Genomic DNA, 24,801 nt, shown 5'->3' with positions numbered 1-24,801 from the left:
GTCAGCTCACTCCCCCACCGAAGACGCCGCCGTCACGGGCACCGCACGCGCGAAACCGCCGTCCACCATCAGGTTCGCCACCGTCTCCAGCTCCGGCGGGGAACCCGCCAGCCGGGACAGGAACGCGTCGAAGTCCTCACCGCAGGGCAGCAGCAGCCGCTCCACCCGATCCGCCGGCGGCCACGACGGATCCACGTCCCGCACGTCGTCGTAGGCGCAGAACCACACCGAACCGATCCGCTCGCCCTTCACCTTCACCGCGAGCAGACCGCCCTGCACGAAGGCGACGCCCAGGTAGTCCTTCGTCAGATGGTCCCGCAGACACTTGTTCACATAGACCAGGTCGTTGACCGCCGCCTCCTCACGCACCGTGAAGAACGGCTGGTCCACCAGCAGCCCCAGCTCCGCGTCGAGCGCCGTACCCACCGGCGCACAACCGCCCGCCGCCTTCAGGAACGACCGGTAGGCGCCCGGCAGCCGATACCCGAGGTCCTCCTCGACGCCCTGCACCTGCTGCTCCGTGACCGCCACACCCGACTTCGGCAGACCGAAGTGCACCGGACGCGTCTCCTGCAACGGCCGCGTGCCGCGCTTGCCCTGGTCCACCACCGCCGTCGAGATCCCGCCGTGGTGCCGCAGCAACGCCTTCACCTCGACCGGAACCAGCTCCATGCGCCGCGAACCCGCCACGTGGTGCCACGTCCAGCCGTGCGGCGTCGCCACCGCGGGCACCGTGTCCCACAGCTCGTGCCCCGAGGCCGACAGGGCCGCGTTCGCCGACACGTAGTCCGTCAGCCGCAACTCGTCGACCCCGAACCCCTCCGGCGGATCCGCGATCTCCGCGACCGCACGCGCGTACGGCGAGAACTCGGGGTAACCACCCGCGTCCACCCGTACCCCTCTCGGGTGACGGGCCGCACGCACCGGATCCGGGAAATGCACGACCTGCCCGGCATAGGCCGCGTTCGGCGGCGCGGCTGCTTGCCCGAGCCGACCTGTCGTCATGGCGGTTGCCCCCTGCGGCGTCTGTCTGCTGCCAGATCCGTCTGATCTGCCTGCACTGTCTGGATTCACCGCGTGCGAGCGCGGTGCCGACAGCCTATGCGGTACGGCGAGAGGGGTCACCGGCGCCGGACCCCGCACCCGGCACGCGACACCACCACTTCCGTGACCAGCCGTCACCCTCCCGTGACACACCGCCCATACCCGGGCGTGTCACCCCGCCCCAGCTTCCACAGCAGCCCCGGGATTTGGCACTCTGTGACCTTCGGGGGGATGCTCAGGAGGGGAAGACGATCATGAGTGCGACACAGACGGGACCCGACACCGGGCGGTCCGACGACCCCCGCGGCGGCGACCCACGCATCGGCTGGAGCAGCACCGACACCCTCCGGACCCCCACCCTCCGGCACCGCCGCGACGGCATACTCCCGACCGTCGCCGCCGCCCTCTCCGTACGCGGCACCACCCTCACCGGCACCGCCACGCGCGCCGACACGCCACCCGCCCTGCACCACCTCGTGCAGGACTTCCTCGACACCCTCACCAGCGGCCAACGAGACCGTTACACCGGCCGCTGCGCCGAGACGATCCTCATCTCACGGCACCTGGCCACCGCCGACGCCGCCCGCAGCAAACGCGCCGCACGAAAACCCATGACCAACGGCGAAGCCCGCAAAGCACTCAAACACGCCAAGCTCACCACCCGCCGCATCCGCGAGGACGGCGACCCCCTCCACGGCGCCTTCGCCGCACCCTGCCGCGCCTGCACCGCCCTCAGCGCACACTTCGGCGTCCGCGTCGTCGACCCCGCGACGGAGAAGGACTGACCGAGCAGATCGAGCAGATCACTCAGATCGCGCCGAACCAGCCGACCGAAACGAACCAAGGGCCGATGCAAGCCGACCGCACCTCCACCACCCGCTTCCCCGTCCCCGTCGACGCCGCACTGCGCGACGCCGGCTGGCAACCCGGACGCTGGGACATCAAGCAGGCCGAGATCTGGGCCGACACCCTGCGCGAACACACCTCACCCGCAGGACACCGCCACACCGTCTTCCCCGCCGCAGTCGAGGCCTGGGCCGAATTCGGCGGTCTGCACATCGCACCCACCGGACCCGGCCGCCAGATCGCCCCCGCCACCCTGCACCTGGACCCCCTGCACGGCCTCCACATGGCCCGCACCCTCGGCGACCTCGGCCGCGCCCTCGGCACCCAGACCTGCCCCCTCGGCACCGAGACCGACAGCCAGGCCCTCGTCGCCATCGACGCCGAAGGCCGCGTCTACGCCCTGGACCACACCGGCGACTGGTACCTCGGCCCCACCATCGACACCGCCCTCGCCACCCTCGTCGCCGGCACCCAGCCCACCCGCCTCACCGCGAACTGACGCCCGGCCCACGGCTACGACGCCGGAATCACCGCCGACACCCGGAAACCCCCCGCATCCGTCGGCCCCGACACGAACACCCCGCCCAACGCGGCCACCCGCTCCTTCATCCCCACCAGCCCATTGCCACCCGACGGCAACCGCGCCGACGACGCCGCCGAGACCTCCGGCGGCGGCTCGTTCTCCACCTGCATCGCGATCTCCGACACCCGGTGCGCCAACCGCACATACGTCTTCGCGCCCGCCGCGTGCTTGTGCACGTTCGTCAACGCCTCCTGCACCACCCGGAACGCCGTCGACTCCACCTCCGCCGCATACAACCGCACCTCCCCCTCCACCGACAGATCCACAGCCATCCCGGCCGCCTCCGACTGCCCGATCAACTCGTCCAACTCCGACAGACACGGCCCGTCCGACGACTCCCCGTCCTCCGCCGCCCGCGAAGCCGCCGCAGCCGCAGCCACCCCGACCGCCGCCAACGGCACCGACGCCCGCTCCGCCCGCGCACCGACCCCGCCACTGCGCAGCACCCCGAGCATCTCCCGCAGCTCCGTCAGCGCCTGCCGCCCCATGTCCCCCACCAGGGCCGCGTTCTTCACCGCCTTCTCCGGATCCTTCCGCGCCACCGCCTGCAACGCCGCCGCGTGCACCACCATCAGACTCACCCGGTGCGCCACCACGTCGTGCATCTCCCGCGCGATCCGCGTCCGCTCCTCACCACGCGCCCACTCCGCGCGCTCCTCCGCCCGCTCCGCGAGCAACTGCAACTCACGCTCCAGGCTGTCCGCCCGCTCCCGCAGACTCTCCATCAGCCGACGCCGCTGCCCCACGTACAACCCCAGCAGCAAAGGCGGCGCGGTCAGACCCAGCGACGACCCGATCGCCGCGAACGCGAAGAACCAGTTCCCCAGGTCCACGCCGTCCCCGGCCATGTCCTGCCGCAACCGCACGAACGTCACGATCAACGTCCCCGCGAACGACATCCCGGCCAGGGCCCCGATGATCCGCCGCGGCAACTCGCACGCCGCCAGCGTGTACAGACCGACGACCCCCATCAGGAAACCCATCTCGGCCGGCGTGATGGCGAGAGCCACCAGCACCACCGCGATCGGCCACTTCCGCCGCACCACCAGCACCGAACCGGCCAGCAGCCCGAACACCACCCCCATCGCCAACGGAATCCCGGCGTCCCGCGCGAACGGAACCCCCTCCGCCGCGCACTCCAGCGCGGACGCGACCCCGAGGCTCACATCGAGCACCGCGCCGCGCCGCCTGTCCCACCACCAAGGCCCACCCCGGGCCGGTACGTGGTCTTCCCCCGTCGTGGTCATGCCTCCAGCCTACGGGCGCCGGGCGCCCCATTTCCGGTGACTTTCGACAAACGATACGACGCGATATCCCGCGAGGCCCCGAGCTTCGCCGCCGATCGGTGGACGAGGGGATCCGGACGGCGAGTTGTACCGTCGCACGGAAGGCATTCGGTACGGCATAGTGTGGGGTGCCGCCTCGGCGAGCTGACGGAATGTCCGGTTCGACCGAGTTCCATCCCCCATGGTGTAATCAGGCAGCACTGAGGGTTTTGGTCCCTTAAGTTCAGGTTCAAATCCTGATGGGGGAGCTGTTGCCTCCGGGCCCTGACATCACTGTCGGGGCCCGCACTCATGTCCCCCACAAACCGCCCCGGTATCCTGCGGATGTCCCCACCTCCTCAACAGCCGAAGGGCATCCCGTGAGCGCCATTCGCCCGGCAGCCGTCGTCGTTCTCGCAGCGGGTGAGGGCACCCGTATGAAGTCGGCCACACCCAAGGTCCTGCACGAGCTGTGCGGCCGGTCCCTCGTGGGGCACGTGCTCGCCGCCGCCGGTGAGCTGGACCCCGAGAACCTGGTCGCCGTCGTCGGGCACGCCCGCGAGAAGGTCACCGCGCACCTCGCCGAGGTCGCCCCCGACGTACGCACCGCCGTCCAGGAGCAGCAGAACGGCACCGGGCACGCCGTGCGGATGGGCCTGGAGGCGCTGGGCGGTGCCGTGGACGGCACCGTGGTGGTGGTCTGCGGTGACACTCCGCTGCTGACCGGCGAGACGCTCAGGGCGCTCGCCGCCACGCACACCTCCGACGGGAACGCCGTGACGGTGCTGACGGCCGAGGTGCCGGACGCGACGGGGTACGGGCGGATCGTGCGGGACGGTGCCTCGGGTGCCGTCACGGCGATCGTGGAGCACAAGGACGCCTCGGAGTCGCAGCGGGCGATCCGGGAGATCAACTCGGGTGTGTTCGCCTTCGACGGGCAGTTGCTCGCGGACGCGCTGGGCAAGGTGCGGACGGACAACAGCCAGGGCGAGGAGTACCTCACGGACGTGCTCGGGATCCTGCGCGAGGCGGGGCACCGGGTGGGCGCGTCGGTGGCCGGGGACCACCGGGAGATCGCGGGGATCAACAACCGTGTGCAGCTCGCCGAGGCGCGCCGGATCCTCAACGACCGGCTGCTGACCGGGGCGATGCTGGCCGGCGTGACGGTGGTGGATCCGGCGACGACGTGGGTGGACGTGACGGTGACGTTCGAGCAGGACGTGGTCGTGCACCCGGGTACGCAGCTGCACGGCGCCACGCATCTCGCCGAGGGGTGCGAGGTCGGGCCGAACACGCGGCTCACGGACACGCGGGTGGAGGCCGGGGCGCGGGTGGACAACACGGTGGCCAACGGTGCCCATGTGGGTCCGCAGGCGTCCGTGGGTCCGTACGCGTATCTGCGGCCGGGTACCCGGCTCGGGCTGAAGTCGAAGATCGGTACGTTCGTCGAGGCGAAGAACTCGTCGATCGGTGAGGGGACGAAGGTTCCGCACCTCTCCTACATGGGTGACGCGACCGTCGGGGACTTCACGAACATCGGTGCCGCGAGTGTGTTCGTGAACTACGACGGTCAGGACAAGCACCACACGACGATCGGCTCGCACTGCCGTACGGGTTCGGACAACATGTTTGTGGCTCCTGTCACGGTCGGGGACGGTGCCTACACCGCCGCCGGCTCGGTGATCACGAAGGACGTGCCGCCCGGTTCGCTGGCCGTGGCCCGTGGCCAGCAGCGGAATATCGAGGGTTGGGTGGCCCGGAAGCGTCCGGGGAGCGCGGCGGCGAAGGCGGCCGAGGCGGTGTCCCGCGAGGCGGGCGGCGAAGACTGACCGGAAACCGGCGCGTCGAACACGGCGTACCGTGATAAGTGCACATCCGCACCCCACCAGCTGAGACGCCCCCGCGGCCAGTCGGGAGAGCGCCCATGAGCTCAGCTGCGAACCTCTGAGGAGAAAGTGCTGTGACCGGGATCAAGACGACCGGCGAGAAGAAGATGATGTTCTTCTCCGGCCGCGCACACCCCGAGCTTGCCGAGGAGGTCGCCCAGCAGCTGGGTGTCGGGGTCGTCCCGACGAAGGCCTTCGACTTCGCCAACGGTGAGATCTATGTGCGGTATCAGGAGTCGGCGCGTGGTGCGGACTGTTTCCTGATCCAGAGCCACACGGCTCCGATCAACAAGTGGGTCATGGAGCAGCTGATCATGATCGACGCGTTGAAGCGCGCGTCGGCCCGCTCCATCACCGTCATCGTGCCGTTCTACGGTTACGCGCGGCAGGACAAGAAGCACCGTGGACGTGAACCGATCTCGGCGCGTCTGATCGCGGATCTGATGAAGACCGCGGGTGCCGACCGAATCCTGGCCGTGGACCTGCACACGGACCAGATCCAGGGCTTCTTCGACGGTCCGGTGGACCACCTGTTCGCGCTGCCGCTGCTGGCGGACTACGTGGGTGCGAAGGTGGACCGTTCGAAGCTGACGGTGGTCTCGCCGGACGCGGGCCGGGTGCGGGTCGCGGACCGCTGGTGCGACCGTCTGGGCGCGCCGTTGGCGATCGTGCACAAGCGGCGCGACAAGGACGTGGCGAACCAGGTCACGGTGCACGAGGTCGTGGGTGACGTGAAGGGCCGCATCTGCGTCCTGGTGGACGACATGATCGACACGGGTGGCACGATCTGTGCGGCGGCGGACGCGCTGTTCGCCCACGGTGCGGAGGACGTCATCGTGACGGCGACGCACGGTGTGCTGTCGGGTCCGGCGGCGGACCGTTTGAAGAACTCGAAGGTGAGCGAGTTCGTGTTCACGAACACGCTGCCGTCGGCGAGCGAGCTGGAGCTGGACAAGATCACGGTGCTGTCGATCGCGCCGACGATCGCGCGCGCGGTGCGTGAGGTGTTCGAGGACGGTTCGGTGACGAGCCTGTTCGACGAGCAGTGAGCATTGTGCAGTAACCGTTCTGCAGGCTCCGGTACCGCCTGTTGATCGTTTTGGGTACGGCCTTCCTCTCCGAGTAGACTGCTGAAGTTGCTCGGCGAGGGAGGCCGTACCCGTGTTCGCGGGTGTGGCTGTCCGTTATCGACGCGCTCTTCGTAGCAGGCCGTTCGTGGCCGGGTGACCACGTCCGTTTCTGTCTTTCTACGAGGAGTGATCATGGCCGAGGTGAAGCTCACCGCCGAGTCCCGTACCGAGTTCGGCAAGGGCGCCGCGCGTCGTATCCGTCGTGACAACAAGGTCCCCGGCGTTCTGTACGGCCACGGTTCGGACCCGCTGCACCTGACCCTGCCGGGTCACGAGCTGCTGATGGCGCTGCGTACGTCGAACGTGCTGATCGCGCTGGACATCGACGGCAAGACCAACGAGCTGGCGATCCCGAAGTCGGTCCAGCGTGACCCGATCAAGGGCTTCCTGGAGCACGTCGACCTGCAGCTGGTGAAGCGCGGCGAGACCGTGTCGGTCGAGATCCCGGTGCAGGCCGAGGGCGAGCTGGCCCCGGGCGGGTTCCTGCTGGAGTACGTCCTGGACGCGCTGCCGGTCGAGGCCGAGGCCACGCACATCCCGCAGCAGGTCACCGTGTCGGTGGCGGGTCTGGAGGCCGGTGCCTCGATCCACGCCAAGGACATCGCGCTGCCGTCGGGCGTGAAGCTGGACGTGGACGGCGACACCGTGGTGCTGCAGGTCCTGTCCGCGCAGGCGGAGGAGGCCCCGGCCGAGGGTGAGGGCGAGGGCGAGGCTGCCGCGGAGGCCTGATCCTCCCCGAAGGTCATCGTGTGGTCGGCCGCTGTTCCCGTGCGGGGCAGCGGCCGACGCGTATGTGTGGACGGGTACGGACGGGTACGAGGGACACGAAGGAGACATGGACGTGACGACGGACGCGGGCGCTCCGTGGCTGGTGGCCGGCCTCGGCAATCCGGGCCCCGAGTACGCCTCGAACCGGCACAACGTCGGTTTCATGGTGGCGGACCTGCTGGCGGAGCGGATGGGGGCGCGCTTCAAGCGGCACGGCAAGGCGCAGGCCCAGGTGGTCGAGGGGCGGATCGGTCCGCCGGGGCCGGCCAACCGGCGGGTGATCCTGGCGAAGCCGATGTCGTTCATGAACGTGTCGGGCGGTCCGGTGACGGCGCTGCGGGACTTCTACAAGGTCCCGGTCGGCAACATCGTGGCGGTGCACGACGAGCTGGACATCGACTACGGCGTGCTGCGGCTGAAGCTGGGCGGCGGGGACAACGGGCACAACGGCCTGAAGTCGATCACGAAGTCGCTGGGCCCGGACTACCACCGGGTGCGGTTCGGGATCGGGCGGCCGCCGGGGCGGATGCCGGTGGCGGATTTCGTGCTGCGGGACTTCTCGTCGACGGAGCGCAAGGAGCTGGACTACTTCGTGGACCGGGCGGCGGACGCGGTGGAGGCCCTGGTGATCGAGGGGCTCGAGCGGGCGCAGAGCGCGTACAACTCCTGACTTGTCCGTCGATGGTGCACGGGTGAGTTGACCGGGCGCGTAGGTATGGCCAATGATCCCGGCCATGCCTGCCTCCGCCGCCGCCCGTCCCCGTCAGGCCTCGTCCGCAGTGCTGCGGTTCGGCCGGGTCGCGTCGATGGGTACGGTCGCGGCGCTGATCCTGATCGCGGGTGTGTGGGCGTCCTGGGGGACCGCGCAGCACGTGTTGCTGACCAAGGGGCGGGAGCGGGGCACGGTCGAGGTGACGCGCTGCGCCGACGGTTCGTGCAGCGGGCCATACTCGCCGGTGTCGGCGGGGTCGCAGCCGCGGGAGCGGGTCGTCATCGAGGACTCGGTCGCCGTGTCGAAGGGGCGGACGTATTCGGTGGTGGTGAAGCCCGGCGGTGACGAGGTGGTGCGGTCGGGGCCGGCCGGGGTGCTGTACGCGTGGGTGCCGTTGGGTGGGGCTTTGTTGCTTGCGTCGGTGGTCGTGGCCGGGGGGTTGCGGCGGACTCGGGTGGCCTGGGGGATGGCGGGGGTGGGGGTTGGGCTGCTGACGGCGGCGTTCCTCGCGGTGTGAGGTTTTGGCGTACGACGTGGGGGTGCCCCGGGCTCTGTACGAGCTCGGGGCACCGGTGTTTTCCCGTGCGGGGCGCCGGGGGTGGGCGCGGGGTGAGTCGCGCAGCCCGGCGCTTGAGGGGCGCCGCCTGCGCCCACCCGTGCCGCCCCAGCGGCACGACTGCCCGCAGTTGTTGTCAGCCCGTGTTGCGGAGGCCCGCTGCTACGCCGTTGACGGTGAGGAGGAGGGCTCGGGCGAGGAGCGGGTCGGGGTCGGCGCCCGCGGTTGCCTCCTCGCGCTGGCGGCCGAGGAGGGCGACCTGGAGGTAGGAGATGGGGTCGAGGTAGGCGTCGCGGATGGCGAAGGTCTGCTTGAGGACCGGGTCGGCGTCCAGCAGTTCACTCTCGCCGGTGACGCGCAGGACCTCGGCGACGGTCAGCTCGTGCTCGGCCTTGATGGTGTCGAAGACGTGCTTGAGCTCGTCCGGGACGAGGGTGTCGACGTAGTGCTGGGCGATGCGCAGGTCGGTCTTGGCGAGGGTCATCTCGACGTTGGAGATGAAGTTGCGGAAGAAGTGCCACTGCTGGTGCATCTCGTCGAGCACGGTGTCCAGGCCGGCCTCGCGCAGCGCCTTGAGGCCGGAGCCGACGCCGTACCAGCCGGGGACGATCTGCCGGGACTGGGTCCAGCCGAACACCCAGGGGATGGCACGCAGTCCGTCGAGCGAGACGCCGGAGCCGGGGCGGCGGGAGGGCCGCGAGCCCAGGTGCAGGTCGGCGAGCTGGTCGACCGGGGTGGAGGCCAGGAAGTAGGTCGGCAGGTCGGGGTCCTCGACGAGGTGCCGGTAGGCGGTGTGGGCGGCGTCGGAGACGACGTCCATCGCGGCGTCCCAGCGGGCGAGGGCCTCGTCGGACTGGCGGGGCGCGGTGTGCAGGGCGGAGGCCTGGAGGGTGGCCGCGACGGTCAGCTCCAGGTTCTCCCGGGCGAGGGCCGGGATGAGGTACTTGTCGGAGATGACCTCGCCCTGCTCGGTGACCTTGATCTCGCCCTCCAGGGTGCCCCAGGGCTGGGCGAGGATCGCGTCGTGGGTGGGGCCGCCGCCGCGGCCGACGGTGCCGCCGCGGCCGTGGAAGAGGCGCAGCCGTACGCCGTAGCGGTGGGCGACGTCGCGCAGGCGGCGCTGGGCGCGGTGGATCTCCCACTGGCTGGTGGTGATGCCGCCGAACTTGGAGGAGTCGGAGTAGCCGAGCATGACCTCCTGGACGTCGCCGCGCAGCGCGACCAGGCGCCGGTAGGAGGGGTCGGCGAGCAGGTCCTCCAGGATGGTGTCGGCGGCCTTCAGCTCGTCGGTGGTCTCCAGGAGCGGCACGATGCCGATCTTCGCCCAGCCGGCGTGCAGGTCGATCAGCCCGGCCTCGCGGGCCAGCACCGCCGCGGCGAAGACGTCGTCGGCGCCCTGGCACATGGAGATGATGTAGGACTCGATGACCTCGGGGCCGAAGACCTCCAGGGCGCGGCGGACGGTCTGGAAGACGCCGAGGGTCTTCTCGCCCGGTGCGTCGACGGGCGCCGGGGTGGGGGCCAGCGGCCTGCGGGAGCGCAGTTCCTTGGCGAGGAGCTTGGTGCGGTACTCGCGGGGCATGTCGGCGTAGCGCCAGGACTCCTCGCCGAGCCGGTCGAAGAGCTGGCCGAGGGCGTGGTGGTGGGCGTCGGCGTGCTCGCGAACGTCCATGGTGGCGAGCTGGAGGCCGAAGGCGGCCAGGGTGCGGATGGTGCGGGCGAGGCGCCCGTCGGCGAAGAGGCCGCCGCGGTGTTCGCGCAGCGAGGTCTGGACGATGCGCAGGTCGTCGATGAGCTGGGCGGTGCCCAGGTAGTCGCGGCCGTCCTCGTGGGGGGTGCCCTTGGCGAGGCGCTGCTTGGTGTTCTCCAGCTTCTGGCGGATGCAGGTGGCCTTGAGCCGGTAGGGCTCCTCGGCGTTCAGCCGCTTGTAGCGGGGGCTGATCTCGGGGAGCCGCTCCAGGTCGGTCTGGAGCGAGGCGAGCAGTTCCTCCGTGGCACCGGCGTACCGGATGGAGTTGGAGAGGAAGCCGCGCAGCTCGTCGATCATCTCCAGGGCGTCGTTGATGCCGTGTTCGTGCTGGAGGATGAGGACGTCCCAGGTCACCTGGGGGGTGACGTTGGGGTTGCCGTCGCGGTCGCCGCCGATCCAGGTGCCGAAGGTGAGGGGGCGGGTGTCGTCGGGGAGCTTGACGCCGGCCCGCTCCAGCTCCGCCGTCAGGTCCTCCAGGACGTCGCCGACGGCGCCGAGGTGCAGCTCGTCGAGGTAGTAGATGGCGTTGCGGGCCTCGTCGGCGGGCTCGGGGCGTACGACGCGCAGTTCGTCGGTCTGCCAGACGAGGTCGATGTTCTCGGCGAGGCGGGTGTCGAGGCGGCGCCGGTCGGCCTCGTTGACCGGGGTGTCCAGGAGGGCGGCGATGCGGCGCAGCTTGTTGAGGACGGAGCGGCGGGCGGCCTCGGTGGGGTGCGCGGTGAACACGGGGCGCACGTTGAGGTTGCGGACCGTCTCGCGCAGGTGCTCGGGGTCGGCGTCCTTCAGCCGGTCGGCCGTACGGGCGAGCAGTCCGCCCTCGGCGGCGCGCTTGGCGCCCAGCTCGCGGCCCCGGTGGACCTGCTCGGTGACGTTGGCGAGGTGGAAGTAGGTGGAGAAGGCGCGGACGAGCTTGGCGGCGGTCTCCAGTTCGGTGCCGCGCAGCAGTTCGGCGGCGGCCTCGCCGTCCTCTCGGGTGAGTCGGCGTACCTTCTCGACGAGTTCCAGCAGCTCGGGGCCCTCCTGCCGGACCAGGGTCTCCCCGAGGAGATCACCCAGCCGGCGGATGTCGGCGCGCAGTTCACTGCTGGTCGTCGTGGTGGTCTGGTCGTCGGCACTGCTCACAGGTGCGGCTCCTTGCAGTGTTGAAGCTCGTCTGGGAGGGAACCCGGACGGCCGTCTCGCGCGGCGGGCGCCGCTTACCGGGCCGGACGTCCGGGAAGTAATCAGAGCGGACCGCGCTGTCCGACCGACTCCCAGGATAGGTGTCGGCCAGGACGCGCAGGCTCTGGGGCTCTTGCCGCGCGGCCACGCACTGCCATACTTACGTCGCCGTAGGTTACGGAACCGTAGGAAAACCGTGCATGGTTCCCGCAGCCCGGCACCGGCCACACCACACGACCCCACCCTCGACCCCACAGGGGACGCGCATGACCACGAGTTCCGATGTGATCCCAGACGCTCCGCAGCCCGCAGGCGACGCCGCGGCGCCCTCCGCCACGCTGGGCGGTGAGCAGAAGCGGTCGATCGAGCAGATCACGCTGCTGCTGTTCATCACCCTTCCGTTCCTCGCGCTGGTGGCGGCGGTGCCACTGGCGTGGGGCTGGGGCGTGAGCTGGCTGGACCTGGGGCTGCTGGTCTTCTTCTACTTCCTGGGCTGCCACGGCATCACCATCGGGTTCCACCGCCACTTCACCCACGGTTCCTTCAAGGCGAAGCGGCCGTTGAAGATCGCGTTGGCGATCGCCGGCTCGATGGCCGTCGAGGGGCCGCTGGTCCGCTGGGTGGCCGACCACCGCAAGCACCACAAGTTCTCCGACGACGAGGGCGACCCGCATTCGCCGTGGCGGTACGGCGAGACGGTGCCCGCCCTGATCAAGGGCCTGTGGTGGGCCCACATCGCCTGGATGTTCGACGAGGAGCAGACGCCGCAGGAGAAGTACGCGCCGGACCTGATCAAGGACCCCGCGCTGCGGGCGGTCTCCCGCCAGTTCGTCCTGTGGACCGTGGTGTCCCTGGCGCTGCCCGCGCTGATCGGCGGACTGGTGACGATGTCCTGGTGGGGCGCGTTCACCGGGTTCTTCTGGGGTTCACTCGTGCGGGTGGCGTTGCTGCACCACGTGACCTGGTCGATCAACTCGATCTGCCACGCCGTGGGCAAGCGTCCCTTCAAGTCCCGGGACCGCTCGGGCAACGTCTGGTGGCTGGCGATCCTGTCCTGCGGCGAGTCCTGGCACAACCTGCACCACGCGGACCCGACCTCGGCGCGGCACGGGGTGATGCGCGGGCAGCTCGATTCGAGTGCCCGGCTGATCCGCTGGTTCGAGCAGCTGGGGTGGGCGTACGACGTGCGCTGGCCGTCACGCTCGCGTATCGATTCGCGCCGCAACACGGATCAAGACGGCGCCCGCCGCCGGAAGGAGACGGCGAAGGCGGCATGATTGACGCCGTGGCGACCGACTCCAGCAGCACCCCAGGCAACGAGAAGCCGCGGCGAGCGCGTCGCACCCGGATGACCGGTGCCGAGCGACGCCAGCAGTTGCTGGAGATCGGCCGCACCCTCTTCGCGGCGAAGGGTTTCGAGGGCACGTCCGTGGAGGAGATCGCGGCGAAGGCCGGGGTCTCCAAGCCGGTGGTCTACGAGCACTTCGGCGGCAAGGAGGGCCTGTACGCGGTCGTCGTGGACCGCGAGATGCGGCGGCTGCTCGACATGGTGACCGGCTCGCTGACCGCCGGTCACCCGCGTGAGCTGTGCGAGCAGGCCGCCTTCGCGCTCCTGGACTACATCGAGGAGTACACGGACGGCTTCCGCATCCTGGTCCGCGACTCCCCCATCCCGCAGTCGACCGGTACCTTCGCCTCCCTCATCTCGGACATCGCCACCCAGGTGGAGGACATCCTGGGCCGCGAGTTCAAGAGCCGCGGCTTCGACGCCAAGCTGGCCCCGCTTTACGCGCAGGCGCTGGTCGGCATGGTGGCGCTGACCGGCCAGTGGTGGCTGGACGTGCGCCGCCCGAAGAAGGCGGAGGTGGCGGCGCACCTGGTGAACCTGGCGTGGCACGGCCTGGACGGACTGGAGCCGAAGCCGCGGCTGATAGGGCACCGCAAGAGCTGAGGGCGGAGAACTGGAGGCGGAGAACTGAGGGCTGAGGGCATGCAACCGCTGCGCGGAGTCACCGTCGTCGCGCTGGAGCAGGCGATCGCCGCGCCCTACGCCAGCCGTCAGCTCGCCGACCTCGGCGCCCGGGTGATCAAGGTGGAGCGCCCGGGGACGGGGGACTTCGCGCGGGCGTACGACACCCGGGTGCGGGGGCTCAGCTCGCACTTCGTGTGGGTCAACCGCAACAAGGAGTCCCTCACCCTGGACTTCAAGGATCCGCGCGGCCTGGAGCTGCTGCGCAGGCTGATCGCGGACGCGGACGTCTTCCTGCAGAACCTGGCGCCGGGCGCGGCCGCGCGGGCCGGACTGGGCGCGCGGGAGCTGCGTGCCGCGCATCCGGAGCTGATCGTGTGCGACATCTCCGGCTACGGCGCGCCGGGCCCCTACGCGGACCGCAAGGCGTACGACCTGCTGGTGCAGTCCGAGTCGGGGCTGCTGTCGGTCACCGGCACGCCGGACGACATGGCCAAGGCGGGCATTCCGGTGTCGGACGTCGCCGCCGGGATGTACGCGTACAGCTCTGTCCTCGCCGCGCTCCTCGAACGCGGCCGGACGGGACGGGGCACGCACCTGGACGTGTCGATGCTGGAGGCCACCGTGGAGTGGCTGGGCTTTCCCCTGTACTACGCCTTCGAGGGCGGCCGGCCGCCGCCGCGGGCGGGCGCCTCGCACGCGACGATCTATCCGTACGGCCCGTTCACGGCGGGCGACGGGAAGGTCGTGATGACGGCGGTGCAGAACGAGCGCGAGTGGCAGGGCTTCTGCGCGGGCTTCCTGGACCGTCCGGAGCTGGCCGGGCATCCGCACTACGCCACCAACGCGGACCGAAACGCGCACCGGGAGGAGCTGGGCGCGCTGATCGCGGCCCGGTTCGCGCAGCTGACCGCCGCCGAGGCGGTCGAGCTGCTCGACGCGGTGCCCCTCGCCAACGCGCGGGTGAACACGCTCGCCGAGGTGTGGGACCACCCGCAGCTGGCCGCACGCGGACGCCTGCACGAGGTGCCCACCCCGGCCGGCCCGGTCCCGGCACTGGCACCGCCGGGATGGACCGGGGACGCGCCCCGCATGGAGGCGGTCCCGGCGCTGGGCGAGCACACCCGCGCCGTACTCGGCGGTCTCGGGCTGTCGCAGGAGGACATCGACGCGCTCGCCGCGGACGGCGTGGTGTGAGCCCGGCCCGGGTCAGGGGCGGGCGGGGCCGTCCGGTTCCAGGAACTCCAGGCGGTTGCCGACGGGATCGGCGCAGTAGAAGCGCCGGTGTCCGGGGAGGTCGTGGTCCCAGGTGACGGGCGTGCCGTGGGCCTCCAGGCGGGCGGCGTACGCGTCGATCCCGGTGACCCGCAGCCCGGGGTGGGCCTTGCGGGCGGGCCGGAAGCCGGCCGTCTCGACGCCCAGGTGGAGGTGGACGGCGCCGGCCTGGAACCAGCAGCCGCCGTGAGCGGCGAGCACGGGCGGCTTGGGGACCTCGGTCATGCCGAGGACGCCGGTGTAGAAGGCGCGCAGCGGCTCCTCCGCGCCGGGCGGCACGGCGAGCTGCACGTGGTCGAGACCGGTGATCATCGGCCTGCCTCCCGAGCGGGCCCCACGGATCCCACGGATCCCGCAGGCCCAACGGACCCCACGGACCCCGCGGGCTTCCGTGCGACGGCGAAGACGCGGCGGAAGGGGAAGGGGGTGCCGTGCGCCTGGGCGGGGTAGGCGGCGCGCAGGACGGCCCGGTACTCGTCGACGAAGGCGTCGCGGGCGGCCGGGTCGTCGTCGAGGGCGTCCAGTACGGGCCGCAGCCCCGTCCCCTTGACCCAGTCGAGGACGGCGTCGTCGCCGGGCAGCAGGTGGACGTACGTCGTCTCCCACACGTCGGCGGTGCAACCGGCGGCGGTCAGGTGGGCCAGGTAGCCCTCGGGGGTGAGGACGGCGTCGTCGTGGCGCAGGACACCGGCCAGACGCTCCCGCCAGCGCCGGGAGTCGGCGAGTTCGCGCATCAGGCGGTGGCTGGGGGCGTCGAAGTTGCCGGGCACCTGGAGGGCGAGGGTGCCGCCGGGGGCGAGTCGGTCGATCCAGCCGGGGAAGAGGTCGGCGTGGCCGGGGACCCACTGGAGGGTGGCGTTGCTGACGAGGAGGTCGCAGGGCTCGTCGGGGGTCCAGGAGCGGGCGTCGGCCGGGGCGAAGTCGAGGTGGCCGCCGCCGGAGGTGGGGCCGGCGTACTGCCGGGCGCGTTCGAGCATCCGGGGCGAGTTGTCGTAGCCGGTGATGCGGGCGGTGGGCCAGCGGTCGGCGAGCAGCACGGTGACGTTGCCGGGGCCGCAGCCGAGGTCGGCGATGCGGGGCGGGTCCGCGGGGAGGTCCGGGATCCGGGCGAGGAGGTCGGTGAAGGGGCGGGCGCGGTGGCCGGCGTGGCGCAGGTACTGGGCGGGGTCCCAGGTGGGGGCGGTGGCGGGCATGGAGCCTCCAGAGGGTGTCCGTGCGGGACGGGTACCCAGCGTCACCCGCAAAGTCTCTCGACGTCAAGACAGTCGACATCAAGACAGTAGCCGCCAAGACAGTTGACATCGAGAGAGTCGACATCAAGAGACTTCACATCGACACAACCACTACACTGATCGTCATGGAGGACGAGGTCGATCGGCTGGTCGCAGCATGGCGCCGGGAGCGCCCGGACCTCGACGTGGAACCGCTCGAGGTGCTGAGCCGCGTCAGCAGGCTGGCCCGGCACCTGGACCGCGCACGCCGGCTGGCCTTCTCCGAACACAATCTCGAGCCGTGGGAGTTCGACGTACTGACGGCCCTGCGCCGCGCGGGCACCCCCTACCAGCTCTCACCGGGGCAGCTCCTCACCCAGACCCTGGTCACGTCGGGCACGATGACCAACCGGATCGACCGGCTGGCGAAGAAGGGCCTGGTGGAGCGCCTGCCCGACCCCAGCGACCGGCGCGGCGTCCTGGTCCGGCTCACGGACGAGGGCCGGGACCGCGCCGACCAGTCGCTGGCCGGCCTGCTGGCCCAGGAGCGCGCGATCCTGGGCGAACTCTCCCGCGCCCAGCGCACCGAACTGGCGGCGCTGCTACGCCAGCTGACCGCCCCGTTCGACAACATCCCCGGCTGAGGGCCCGTCCAGGTCCGCCGGCCCCACTCCGGCCCTGCGGGCCAGCGCCACGGCGGCCAGGGTGGAGTGGACGCCCAGCTTGCCCAGCACGTTCTGCATGTGGGTGCGGACCGTGTGCGGAGACAGGTACAGCCGCTCCGCGACCGCCTTGCGGCCCAGCCCGGCGACCATGCAGCGCAGCACCTCGCGCTCGCGCGGGGTCAGCGACTCCACCAGCAGCTCGCTCTCGGTGCGGTGCTTGCGGGCCGCGGTCAGCTCGCGCAGGACGCCGGTGAGCAGGGCGGGCGGCAGATGCGTCTCGTCGCGCAGGACGCCCCGGATGACGCTGAGCAGCCGCGACAGGGAGCAGTCCTTGGCCACCCACCCCGAGGCCCCGGCCCCCAGCGCGAGGGCCGCCCGCCGCGGGTCGTCCTTCTCGGCGAGCACGACGGTCCGTACGCCCGGCTGGCCCGAACGCACCCCGGCGACCAGCGAGATCCCGTCCACCAGCCCGTCCTCGTTGCCGTCCCGCACGGGCACGGCGGGCCGGACGCCGGGCAGGTGGCCGCCCAGGTCGGCGTCGACGAGCAGCACGTCGAACCGCCGCCCCTCGGACGCGGCCCGCTCCAGGCAGCGCAGTGCGGCCGGACCGCTGCCGGCCGCGGAGACGTCGACGTCGGGCTCGGCGGCCAGGGCGGCCGCGAGCGACTCGGCGAAGATGCGATGGTCGTCGACGACCAGGACTCGGATACGAACCACGAAACCCCCTCCCCCGAGCTCCGCCAGGAGCAGGGGATACCCATCGTCTGTCCGTCCTCGGACGACGGCACCGGCACGGGTGAACGCCGGGGCCCGCGTCCAGCTGTGCTGTTCCCGGGCGTCGAACCCGGCTGTCTCGCCCCCTGAACGGCACCGGCCCCCACCGGTGCTGCTCATCAGAGTACGGGCGGGGGCCGGGAGGGGAAGGCTCTTTGCAGAACTGACTCCGCGGCACGTTTATGGTGAGCCGCATGTTTCGTCTTGTGACAGAAGTCGACAGGGAACGGCGCGATCTGCTGCGCACCCGCCTGCGGGAGACGAACACAGCGGCCTCCTCCGTGCTGCGTTCGCTGCGCGGAACCCCTCACGAACGCGAATTCCCGTTGCACGTGTGGGTGCTGGACGCCACCGGTGGCCTGGCGGGCGGCCTGGTCGGGCACACCTGGGCGACCTGGCTCCACGTGACCTACCTGTGGGTGGACGGCGGCCACCGCGGCGCGGGCCTCGGCTCCGCCCTCCTCGACGAGGCGGAGCGCACCGCCCGCACCGAACGGGGCTGCGCCGCCGCCCGGGTGGAGACCTGGGACTTCCAGGCCCCGGGCTTCTACACGAAACGCGGCTACGACGTCATGTGCGTGATCCCCGACTACCCGCCGGGGATCACGGAGTACACGCTGGTGAAGCGGCTCGGCTGACCGTCAGACCAGGCGCCGCGCCCCCGCCGAGGGCACCGCCTCGAAGACCCGCGGACCCTTGAGGCCCGCCGCGGCGAAGGCGTCCTCGACCGCCTTGGTGACGGCGTCCACGTCGGCGGCCTCCACCAGGACGATCGCCGAGCCGCCGAAGCCGCCGCCGGTCATCCGGGCGCCGAGGGCGCCGGAGGCCAGGGCCGTGTCGACGACCAGGTCGAGCTCGGGGCAGGAGATGCGGAAGTCGTCGCGCAGCGAGGCGTGGCCCTCGACCAGGACGGGTCCGATGGCCCGGGTGTCGCCGGACTCCAGCAGCGCGACCACCCGTTCGACGCGCTCGTCCTCGGTCACCACGTGCCGGACCAGGCGGCGCACCTCCTCCTCGTCGCCCAGCCGCTCCAGCGCCGCGTCCAGGTCGGCGTACGGCACGTCGCGCAGCGCGTCGACGCCCAGCAGCGCGGCGCCCTTCTCGCAGCCCGCGCGGCGCTTGCCGTACTCGCCCTCGCTGTGGGAGTGCTTGACCCGGGTGTCGACGACCAGCAGGCGCATGCCCTCGGCGGCGAGGTCGAAGGGGATCTGCCGCTGGGAGAGGTCGCGGGTGTCGAGGAAGAGGGCGTGCCCCGCCTCGCAGCAGGCGGAGGCCGTCTGGTCCATGATGCCGACGGGGGCGCCGACGTAGACGTTCTCCGCACGCTGGCACAGCCTGGCCAGCTGCCAGCCGCGCAGGCCGAGGGAGTACAGGTCGTTCAACGCCAGTGCCAGCACGACCTCCAGGGCCGCCGAGGACGAGAGCCCCGCGCCCGACGGGACCGTCGAGGCCAGGTGGACGTCGGCACCGGTCAGCTCGTGTCCGGCCTCGCGCAGCGCCCACACGACGCCCGAGGGGTACGCCGTCCAGGACTTGTCCGAGCCGGGGGTCAGGTCGGCGACGCGCAGCTCGACCGGGCCGGCGTCGACGTCGGCCGAGTGCAGGCGCAGGACGCCGTCGTCGCGCCGGGAGACGGCGGCGACGGCCTGGTGCGGCAGGGCGAAGGGCATGACGAAGCCGTCGTTGTAGTCGGTGTGCTCCCCGATGAGGTTCACCCGGCCCGGCGCCGCCCACACCCCCTCCGGCTCCGCCCCGTACAGCTCCCGGAACCGCTCGCCGACGGTTCCCGCGACAGCCTCGCCCATGCCCTGACCCCTAGCCCTTCCGGTGACTGCGGTTAGTACTGGCCCGCGCGCCGCTGCGCGAACTCCCACGCGTCCGACACGATGCCCGCGAGGTCCGCGCGGGACGGGTTCCAGCCCAGCTTCTCGCGGGCGGTACCGGCCGACGCGACCAGGACCGCCGGGTCGCCGCCCCGGCGCGGGGCCGTGACCTCGGGGATCGGGTGGCCCGTCACCCGCCGCACGGTCTCGACGACCTCGCGGACGGAGAAGCCGTTCCCGTTGCCCAGGTTGCAGATGAGGTGCTCGCCGGGGGTGGCGGCCGCCACGGCCAGCAGGTGGGCCTCGGCGAGGTCGGCGACGTGGATGTAGTCGCGCACGCAGGTCCCGTCCGGCGTCGGGTAGTCGTCGCCGTAGACGGAGATGGCCTCCCGCCTGCCCTGCGCCACCTGGAGGACCAGCGGAATGAGATGCGACTCGGGGTCGTGGCGCTCGCCGTACTCCCCGTACGCGCCCGCGACGTTGAAGTAGCGCAGCGAGACCGCGCCCAGCCCGTGGGCCGCCGCCTCGCCGGTGATCATGTGGTCGACGGCCAGCTTCGAGGCGCCGTACGGGTTGGTGGGCTTCGTCGGCGCGGACTCGACGATGGGAACCTGCTCGGGCTCGCCGTACGTGGCGGCCGTGGAGGAGAAGACGAGCCGCCGCACACCCGCGCCCCGCATGGCCTCCAGCAGCGCCATGGTGCCACCGACGTTGTTGTCCCAGTACTTCTCGGGCTTCACGACCGACTCGCCGACCTGGGAGAAGGCGGCGAAGTGCAGCACGCCGTCGAACGAGCCGTCCAGCCACTTGGCGGCGTCGCGGATGTCGCCCTCGACGAACGAGGCACCCGCCGGCACACCCTCACGGAAGCCGGTCGACAGATTGTCGAGCACGACGACCTCGTGCCCCGCCTCCACCAGGTGCTGGGCGACGACGCTGCCGACGTATCCCGCACCACCTGTCACCAGGTACTTCCCGCTCATGAACTCGCTACCTCTCGCAGTCGCTCGGCCGCGCGCTCCGGGGGTACGTCGTTGATGAACACGTTCATGCCGGATTCGGAGCCCGCGAGGAACTTCAGCTTGCCGGACGTACGACGGATAGTGAAAAGTTCCAGGTGGAGCGCGAAGTCGTCGCGCGTCACACCCTCGAACTCCTCCAGCTGCCCGAACGGCGCCTGGTGCCAGGCCGCGATGTAGGGGGTCGGGGGTTCGCCCGCGCCGAAGATCCGGTCGAAGCGCCTCAGCAGCTCCAGGTAGACCTTGGGGAATTCTGTGCGAGCCGCCTCGTCGAGCCCGAGCAGATCGGGCACCCGCCGCTTCGGGTAGAGGTGCACCTCGTAGGGCCAGTGCGCCGCGTACGGCACGAAGGCGGCCCAGTGTTCCCCCTCCAGGACGACCCGCTCACCGGCCAGCTCCTCCTCCAGCACGGCGTCGAACAGGTTCCCCCCGCCCGTCGCGTCCTTGTGGGCGGCGAGTGAACGGAGCATCAGGGCGGTGCGGGGGGTGGTGAACGGGTAGGCGTAGATCTGCCCGTGCGGGTGACCCAGCGTCACCCCGATCTCGGCGCCCCGGTTCTCGAAGCAGAACACCTGTTCAACGGAGGGCAGATGGGACAGCTCGGAGGTGCGGTCCGTCCAGGCGTCCAGCACCAGCCGGGCCTGCTCCTCGCTCAGGTCGGCGAAGGAGGCGTCGTGGTCGGAGGTGAAGCAGACGACCTCGCAGCGCCCGGAGTCACCGGCCAGCGAGGGAAAGCGATTCTCGAAGACCACCACGTCATAGGCCGAGTCAGGGATCTCGCTCAGCCGCTCCCCGTCCGACGGGCACAGCGGGCACTGGTCGGCCGGCGGATGGTAGGTGCGCCCCTGCCGGTGCGAGGCGACGGCCACGGAGTCGCCGAGCAGCGGGTCGCGACGCACCTCGGACGTGGTGACGGTCCGCTCCAGCGGACGGCGGTCCACGGCGTCGCGCACGGTGTCGTCACGCAGGTCGTAGTAGACCAGCTCGCGGCCGTCGGCCAGCCGGGTCGAGGTCTTCTTCACTGCCGCACTCCTCTGCACCCACCCATGACAGTCACCAGAACGCCCGTCAGTCATCCAACACAATCAAACATAACACATCACAACCCACCACCCCCGCGCCACATCACAATCAAACAAAGTTCATCACCAAAAGTGTTCAATTACTGAACGCGGAGGCGTAGGTTCCGCTCCGGATCAGTTCGCGAACGAAGCGAGTGCTTAATGCAAACCCCCACAAGCCCCACATACCTAGCCGCAGAGCTTCGACTCCCCACCAACTGGCTCGACTACACGATCCTCGGGATCTACTTCGTGGTCGTCCTGGGCATCGGCTTCGCCGCCCGGCGTTCGGTCAAGACCAGCCTGGACTTCTTCCTGTCAGGCCGTTCCCTGCCCGCCTGGGTCACCGGACTCGCCTTCGTCGCCGCCAACCTGGGTGCCACCGAGATCCTCGGCATGGCCGCCAACAGCGCCCAGTACGGCGTCTACACGACCCACTGGTACTGGATCGGCGCCATCCCGGCGATGGTCTTCCTCGGCCTGGTGATGATGCCGTTCTACTACGGCTCGAAGGTCCGCTCGGTCCCGGAGTTCCTCCTCCTGCGCTTCGACAAGGCCTCCCACCTCCTCAGTTCGGCCCTGTTCGCCATCGCCGCCATCCTGATCGCCGGCGTGAACCTCTACGCCCTCGCGATCGTCGTCGAGGCACTGCTGGGCTGGCCGGAGTGGGTGGCCATCGTGGTGGCCGGCTTCTTCGTCCTGGCGTACATCACCCTGGGCGGCCTGTCCTCGGCGATCTACAACGAGGTCCTCCAGTTCTTCGTGATCCTGGCCGGCCTCATCCCGATCACCATCCTGGGCCTGAAGAAGGTCGGCGGCTGGGACGGCCTGTCCGACTCCCTCTCCAAGTCCCACGGCTCCGACTTCATGGCGGCGTGGGGCGGCACGGGCATCGGCAGCGAGAACCCGCTGGGCGCCAACTGGCTGACCATCGTCCTGGGCCTCGGCTTCGTCCTCTCCTTCGGCTACTGGACGACGAACTTCGCCGAGGTCCAGCGCGCCCTGTCGGCGAAGAACCTCTCGGCGGCCCAGCGCACGCCCCTGATCGCGGCCTTCCCGAAGATCTTCATCGTCTTCGTCGTCATGATCCCGGGCCTGGTCGCCGCCGTCCTGGTCCCGAAGATCGGCACCCCCGGCTCGGACCTCCAGTACAACGACGCGATCCCGTACCTGATGCAGCAACTGCTGCCCAACGGTGTCCTCGGCATCGCGGTGACGGGCCTGCTGGCCGCCTTCATGGCCGGCATGGCGGCCAACATCTCCTCCTTCAACACCGTCTTCACCACCGACATCTGGCAGAAGTACGTGGTGAAGGACCGCGAGGACGGCTACTACGTCCGCTTCGGCCGCCTCATCACGGTGATCGGCGTCCTCGCCTCCATCGGCACGGCGTTCCTGGCCTCCTCCTTCTCCAACATCATGAGCTACCTCCAGACGCTCTTCTCCTTCTTCAACGTGCCGATGTTCGTGGTCTTCATCATCGGCATGTTCTGGAAGCGAGCGTCGATGAAGTCCGGCTTCTGGGGCCTGATCGCGGGCACGACCGCGGCGATGGTGAACTACTTCGTCATCTACAAGCAGGGCATCATCGACATCCCCTCCGACCAGGGCGCCAACTTCGTCTCCGCGATCGCGGGCTTCGTCGCCGGCGCGGTGGTCATGGTCGCGGTGTCCCTGTTCACCGCGCCGAAGCCCACCGCCGACCTCCAGGGCCTGGTGTACGGCACCACCTCCCCGGGCATGGCGGAGGCGCCCGCCAAGGGCGACGACGCGTGGTACCGCAAGCCGGCGCTGCTGGGCTGGGGGGCGGTCGTCCTGGCCGCCGCCTGCTACATCCCGTTCTCGTTCTGATCGCGGGAGGATTGAGAGAACATGTCTGATTCCTACTCCGACAAGAACCTGCAGGACGAGGTCTCCGAGCTGGAGACCAAGTCCGTCACCGCCGCGCGGCTGTTCGACATCCGGCGGATCATCGGCGGGCTGTTCGTGATCTACGGCGTCATCGTGACGATCGCGGGCTTCGTGGCGTCCGACGACGACATCGACAAGGCGCAGGGGGTGAACATCAACCTCTGGACCGGGATCGGGATGCTGGTCCTGGGGCTCTTCTTCCTGGCCTGGCTGAAGCTGAGGCCCACGGCGCCGCCGACGCCGCCGCTGGAGGAGGCCGGCAAGGAGTGACGGTGTCTCCGTGACGCCGCCGAGCACACCGGCGCGCGGCCGGCACCCCGGGTGTGTGCGGGCGCGAGGAGCACGCGGCCCGGCGTAGCGGGGTGCCTCCCCCAGTGCCTGAACGGCCTGGGAGGTACCCCCACCGCCCACCCGTGCCGCCCCAGCGGCACGACTGCCCGCAGCTACGGCGGAGCGGCGGGAGAGCCGCGTACGGCGAGAAGGGGGCGTGTCGGGGGGTGTCCGCCCGCAGCGGTTGGCGCGTCAACGCGCCGAGCCTCTTCAAGTGACCCATTCCGCGCCGTTCCGAGGACGGACACCCCCGGCGCGACCCCGACCCACCCACCGCACACACCGCGCAACGCGCACCCCCACCGAACCCGCACAGGCCGCCGCAGGCACCCCGCTCAACCGCCGGAGGCCCCCGCCCGGTCCAGCAACCCCGTCCGCGCCGCCAACGCCGCGGCCTCCAGCCGCGACCCCACGCCCAGCTTCATCAGCACCCGCTGGACATGCGTGCGCGCCGTCGAGGGAGCGATCCCCATCCCCGCCGCGATCAGCCGCGTGTCCTCGCCGTCCGCGACCCGCACCAGCACCTCCACCTCCCGCGGCGTGAGCATCTGCAACAGCCGCTGCCCCTCGTCGTCGGGCTGGGCCACGGGATTCAGCAGCTCACCGAACGCCCCCTGCAACAAGGCCGGCGCCACCGCCGCCTCCCCCGCCCGCGCCTTCATGATGGCCCGCTCGACGCCCTCTATGCGCTCGTCGTGCCGCACGTACCCCGACGCCCCCGCCGCGAACGCCGCCGCGATGCCGCGAGGGCTCGGCACCGGGCCCAGCACCAGCACCGCCACCTGCGGACGCTCCCGCTTGATCCGTACCACCGGATCGAAGTTCCCCGGCTCCGCCGGTGTCGCCGTCCCCAGCAGGCACACCTCCGGCGCCCGGCTGATCACCAGCTCCGCCGCCCCCGCGGCCGGCGCCGCCGCGGCCAGCACCCGGTGCCCCCGCAGCTTCAGCGCCGAGGCCAGCGCCTCGGCGAGCAATCGGTGATCGTCGACCACCATGAGCCGTACTCCCATGCGGCAACCCCCCAGTCACCATTCACCCGTTCGCCCGTTCACCGGTCCCCGG

At 70.9% G+C, this 24,801-nt stretch carries 24 protein-coding genes; 14 read left to right on the top strand and 10 right to left on the bottom strand.

The genetic code is table 11. From position 1 onward, the window contains the following. Positions 1 to 6: 6 nt before the first annotated feature. On the bottom strand, positions 7 to 1,005 hold the full coding sequence (locus Sru02f_RS03105) for an SMI1/KNR4 family protein (RefSeq protein ID WP_109034670.1): 999 nt from the start codon (positions 1,003 to 1,005) through the stop codon (positions 7 to 9). Positions 1,006 to 1,298: 293 nt separating this feature from the next. On the opposite strand from Sru02f_RS03105, the gene Sru02f_RS03100 reads away from it, so the two are divergent. Together Sru02f_RS03100 and Sru02f_RS03095 are read left to right on the top strand one after the other, a co-directional pair. Beyond that, entirely contained in the window at positions 1,299 to 1,829 is a 531-nt protein-coding gene (locus Sru02f_RS03100) for a YwqJ-related putative deaminase (RefSeq protein ID WP_109034672.1), read from the top strand. A gap of 65 nt (positions 1,830 to 1,894) precedes the next feature. Beyond that, on the top strand, positions 1,895 to 2,389 hold the full coding sequence (locus Sru02f_RS03095) for an SUKH-3 domain-containing protein (protein ID WP_109034675.1): 495 nt from the start codon (positions 1,895 to 1,897) through the stop codon (positions 2,387 to 2,389). A 14-nt stretch (positions 2,390 to 2,403) separates the two neighbouring features. Here Sru02f_RS03095 and Sru02f_RS03090 read toward each other — a convergent pair whose 3' ends face one another. Continuing rightward, positions 2,404 to 3,720: a sensor histidine kinase gene (locus tag Sru02f_RS03090; RefSeq protein ID WP_109034676.1), complete on the bottom strand. Its 1,317-nt coding sequence runs from the start codon at positions 3,718 to 3,720 to the stop codon at positions 2,404 to 2,406. A gap of 398 nt (positions 3,721 to 4,118) precedes the next feature. On the opposite strand from Sru02f_RS03090, the gene glmU reads away from it, so the two are divergent. The 5 genes from glmU to Sru02f_RS03065 all read left to right on the top strand — a co-directional run bounded on the left by glmU (position 4,119) and on the right by Sru02f_RS03065 (position 8,751). Beyond that, entirely contained in the window at positions 4,119 to 5,567 is a 1,449-nt protein-coding gene (glmU, locus tag Sru02f_RS03085) for a bifunctional UDP-N-acetylglucosamine diphosphorylase/glucosamine-1-phosphate N-acetyltransferase GlmU (protein WP_109034678.1), read from the top strand. Between the two features lie 131 nt (positions 5,568 to 5,698). Beyond that, entirely contained in the window at positions 5,699 to 6,673 is a 975-nt protein-coding gene (locus tag Sru02f_RS03080) for a ribose-phosphate diphosphokinase (RefSeq protein ID WP_003975691.1), read from the top strand. 213 nt (positions 6,674 to 6,886) lie between these two features. Next, entirely contained in the window at positions 6,887 to 7,483 is a 597-nt protein-coding gene (locus Sru02f_RS03075) for a 50S ribosomal protein L25/general stress protein Ctc (RefSeq protein WP_109034680.1), read from the top strand. Between the two features lie 106 nt (positions 7,484 to 7,589). After that, positions 7,590 to 8,192, top strand: coding sequence for an aminoacyl-tRNA hydrolase (gene pth / locus Sru02f_RS03070; RefSeq protein ID WP_109034682.1), 603 nt, complete (start codon positions 7,590 to 7,592; stop codon positions 8,190 to 8,192). A 52-nt stretch (positions 8,193 to 8,244) separates the two neighbouring features. Further along, the gene (locus tag Sru02f_RS03065) at positions 8,245 to 8,751 is read left to right on the top strand and encodes a hypothetical protein (protein WP_109034684.1); all 507 of its coding nucleotides are present in this window, start codon (positions 8,245 to 8,247) and stop codon (positions 8,749 to 8,751) included. Between the two features lie 175 nt (positions 8,752 to 8,926). On the opposite strand, the gene ppc is transcribed toward Sru02f_RS03065, so the two are convergent. Continuing rightward, positions 8,927 to 11,662, bottom strand: a complete 2,736-nt coding sequence (gene ppc / locus Sru02f_RS03060; RefSeq protein ID WP_109034686.1) for a phosphoenolpyruvate carboxylase — start codon at positions 11,660 to 11,662, stop codon at positions 8,927 to 8,929. A gap of 305 nt (positions 11,663 to 11,967) precedes the next feature. Between ppc and Sru02f_RS03055 the strand changes: the two genes are divergently transcribed. The 3 genes from Sru02f_RS03055 to Sru02f_RS03045 are packed head-to-tail and all read left to right on the top strand — an operon-like array spanning position 11,968 to position 14,867. Then, on the top strand, positions 11,968 to 12,978 hold the full coding sequence (locus tag Sru02f_RS03055) for an acyl-CoA desaturase (protein WP_109034688.1): 1,011 nt from the start codon (positions 11,968 to 11,970) through the stop codon (positions 12,976 to 12,978). After that, entirely contained in the window at positions 12,975 to 13,652 is a 678-nt protein-coding gene (locus tag Sru02f_RS03050) for a TetR/AcrR family transcriptional regulator (RefSeq protein WP_109034690.1), read from the top strand. Before Sru02f_RS03055 ends, Sru02f_RS03050 begins: the two co-directional genes overlap by 4 nt. Positions 13,653 to 13,691: 39 nt before the next feature. After that, a complete protein-coding gene (locus Sru02f_RS03045) occupies positions 13,692 to 14,867 on the top strand; it encodes a CaiB/BaiF CoA transferase family protein (RefSeq protein WP_109034692.1) in 1,176 nt (391 codons plus the stop codon). 12 nt (positions 14,868 to 14,879) lie between these two features. Here the strand turns inward: Sru02f_RS03045 and Sru02f_RS03040 are convergent, their stop codons facing one another. Both Sru02f_RS03040 and Sru02f_RS03035 read right to left on the bottom strand, forming a co-directional pair. Beyond that, positions 14,880 to 15,257 carry a VOC family protein gene (locus Sru02f_RS03040; protein ID WP_109034694.1) on the bottom strand — a complete coding sequence of 126 codons (378 nt, stop codon included), beginning with the start codon at positions 15,255 to 15,257 and terminating at the stop codon, positions 14,880 to 14,882. Further along, positions 15,254 to 16,138: a trans-aconitate 2-methyltransferase gene (locus Sru02f_RS03035; RefSeq protein ID WP_109034696.1), complete on the bottom strand. Its 885-nt coding sequence runs from the start codon at positions 16,136 to 16,138 to the stop codon at positions 15,254 to 15,256. Before Sru02f_RS03035 ends, Sru02f_RS03040 begins: the two co-directional genes overlap by 4 nt. Positions 16,139 to 16,302: 164 nt before the next feature. On the opposite strand from Sru02f_RS03035, the gene tamR reads away from it, so the two are divergent. Then, positions 16,303 to 16,800 (top strand): MarR family transcriptional regulator TamR, encoded by a 498-nt coding sequence (gene tamR, locus Sru02f_RS03030; RefSeq protein WP_003975680.1) that lies wholly within the window; start codon positions 16,303 to 16,305, stop codon positions 16,798 to 16,800. On the opposite strand, the gene Sru02f_RS03025 is transcribed toward tamR, so the two are convergent. Further along, complete coding sequence (locus Sru02f_RS03025; RefSeq protein ID WP_164277117.1) at positions 16,759 to 17,538, bottom strand: response regulator transcription factor; 780 nt, start codon at positions 17,536 to 17,538, stop codon at positions 16,759 to 16,761. The two genes, tamR and Sru02f_RS03025, sit on opposite strands and share 42 nt — an antisense overlap. A 239-nt stretch (positions 17,539 to 17,777) precedes the next feature. Between Sru02f_RS03025 and Sru02f_RS03020 the strand changes: the two genes are divergently transcribed. After that, positions 17,778 to 18,233 carry a GNAT family N-acetyltransferase gene (locus tag Sru02f_RS03020; protein ID WP_003975678.1) on the top strand — a complete coding sequence of 152 codons (456 nt, stop codon included), beginning with the start codon at positions 17,778 to 17,780 and terminating at the stop codon, positions 18,231 to 18,233. A 3-nt stretch (positions 18,234 to 18,236) separates the two neighbouring features. Here Sru02f_RS03020 and galK read toward each other — a convergent pair whose 3' ends face one another. Genes galK through galT form a run of 3 tightly spaced genes read right to left on the bottom strand, consistent with a single transcriptional unit; the run spans position 18,237 to position 21,459 of the window. Next, the gene (gene galK / locus Sru02f_RS03015; protein ID WP_109034700.1) at positions 18,237 to 19,400 is read right to left on the bottom strand and encodes a galactokinase; all 1,164 of its coding nucleotides are present in this window, start codon (positions 19,398 to 19,400) and stop codon (positions 18,237 to 18,239) included. A gap of 32 nt (positions 19,401 to 19,432) precedes the next feature. After that, on the bottom strand, positions 19,433 to 20,401 hold the full coding sequence (galE, locus tag Sru02f_RS03010; protein WP_109034702.1) for a UDP-glucose 4-epimerase GalE: 969 nt from the start codon (positions 20,399 to 20,401) through the stop codon (positions 19,433 to 19,435). Further along, the gene (gene galT, locus Sru02f_RS03005; protein WP_109034704.1) at positions 20,398 to 21,459 is read right to left on the bottom strand and encodes a galactose-1-phosphate uridylyltransferase; all 1,062 of its coding nucleotides are present in this window, start codon (positions 21,457 to 21,459) and stop codon (positions 20,398 to 20,400) included. Before galT ends, galE begins: the two co-directional genes overlap by 4 nt. Positions 21,460 to 21,660: 201 nt before the next feature. On the opposite strand from galT, the gene Sru02f_RS03000 reads away from it, so the two are divergent. Beyond that, the gene (locus Sru02f_RS03000; RefSeq protein ID WP_109034706.1) at positions 21,661 to 23,349 is read left to right on the top strand and encodes a sodium:solute symporter family protein; all 1,689 of its coding nucleotides are present in this window, start codon (positions 21,661 to 21,663) and stop codon (positions 23,347 to 23,349) included. 21 nt (positions 23,350 to 23,370) lie between these two features. Further along, positions 23,371 to 23,679, top strand: coding sequence for a hypothetical protein (locus tag Sru02f_RS02995; RefSeq protein WP_109034709.1), 309 nt, complete (start codon positions 23,371 to 23,373; stop codon positions 23,677 to 23,679). 395 nt (positions 23,680 to 24,074) lie between these two features. Here the strand turns inward: Sru02f_RS02995 and Sru02f_RS02990 are convergent, their stop codons facing one another. Continuing rightward, positions 24,075 to 24,749 carry a helix-turn-helix transcriptional regulator gene (locus Sru02f_RS02990; RefSeq protein WP_109034711.1) on the bottom strand — a complete coding sequence of 225 codons (675 nt, stop codon included), beginning with the start codon at positions 24,747 to 24,749 and terminating at the stop codon, positions 24,075 to 24,077. Positions 24,750 to 24,801 lie beyond the last annotated feature (52 nt).

The organism is Streptomyces rubrogriseus (assembly GCF_027947575.1).
Taxonomy (GTDB): Bacteria; Actinomycetota; Actinomycetes; order Streptomycetales; family Streptomycetaceae; genus Streptomyces; species Streptomyces rubrogriseus.
The sequence above is the reverse complement of the archived record's forward strand: the minus strand, read 5'-3'. Positions and strand labels throughout refer to the sequence as shown.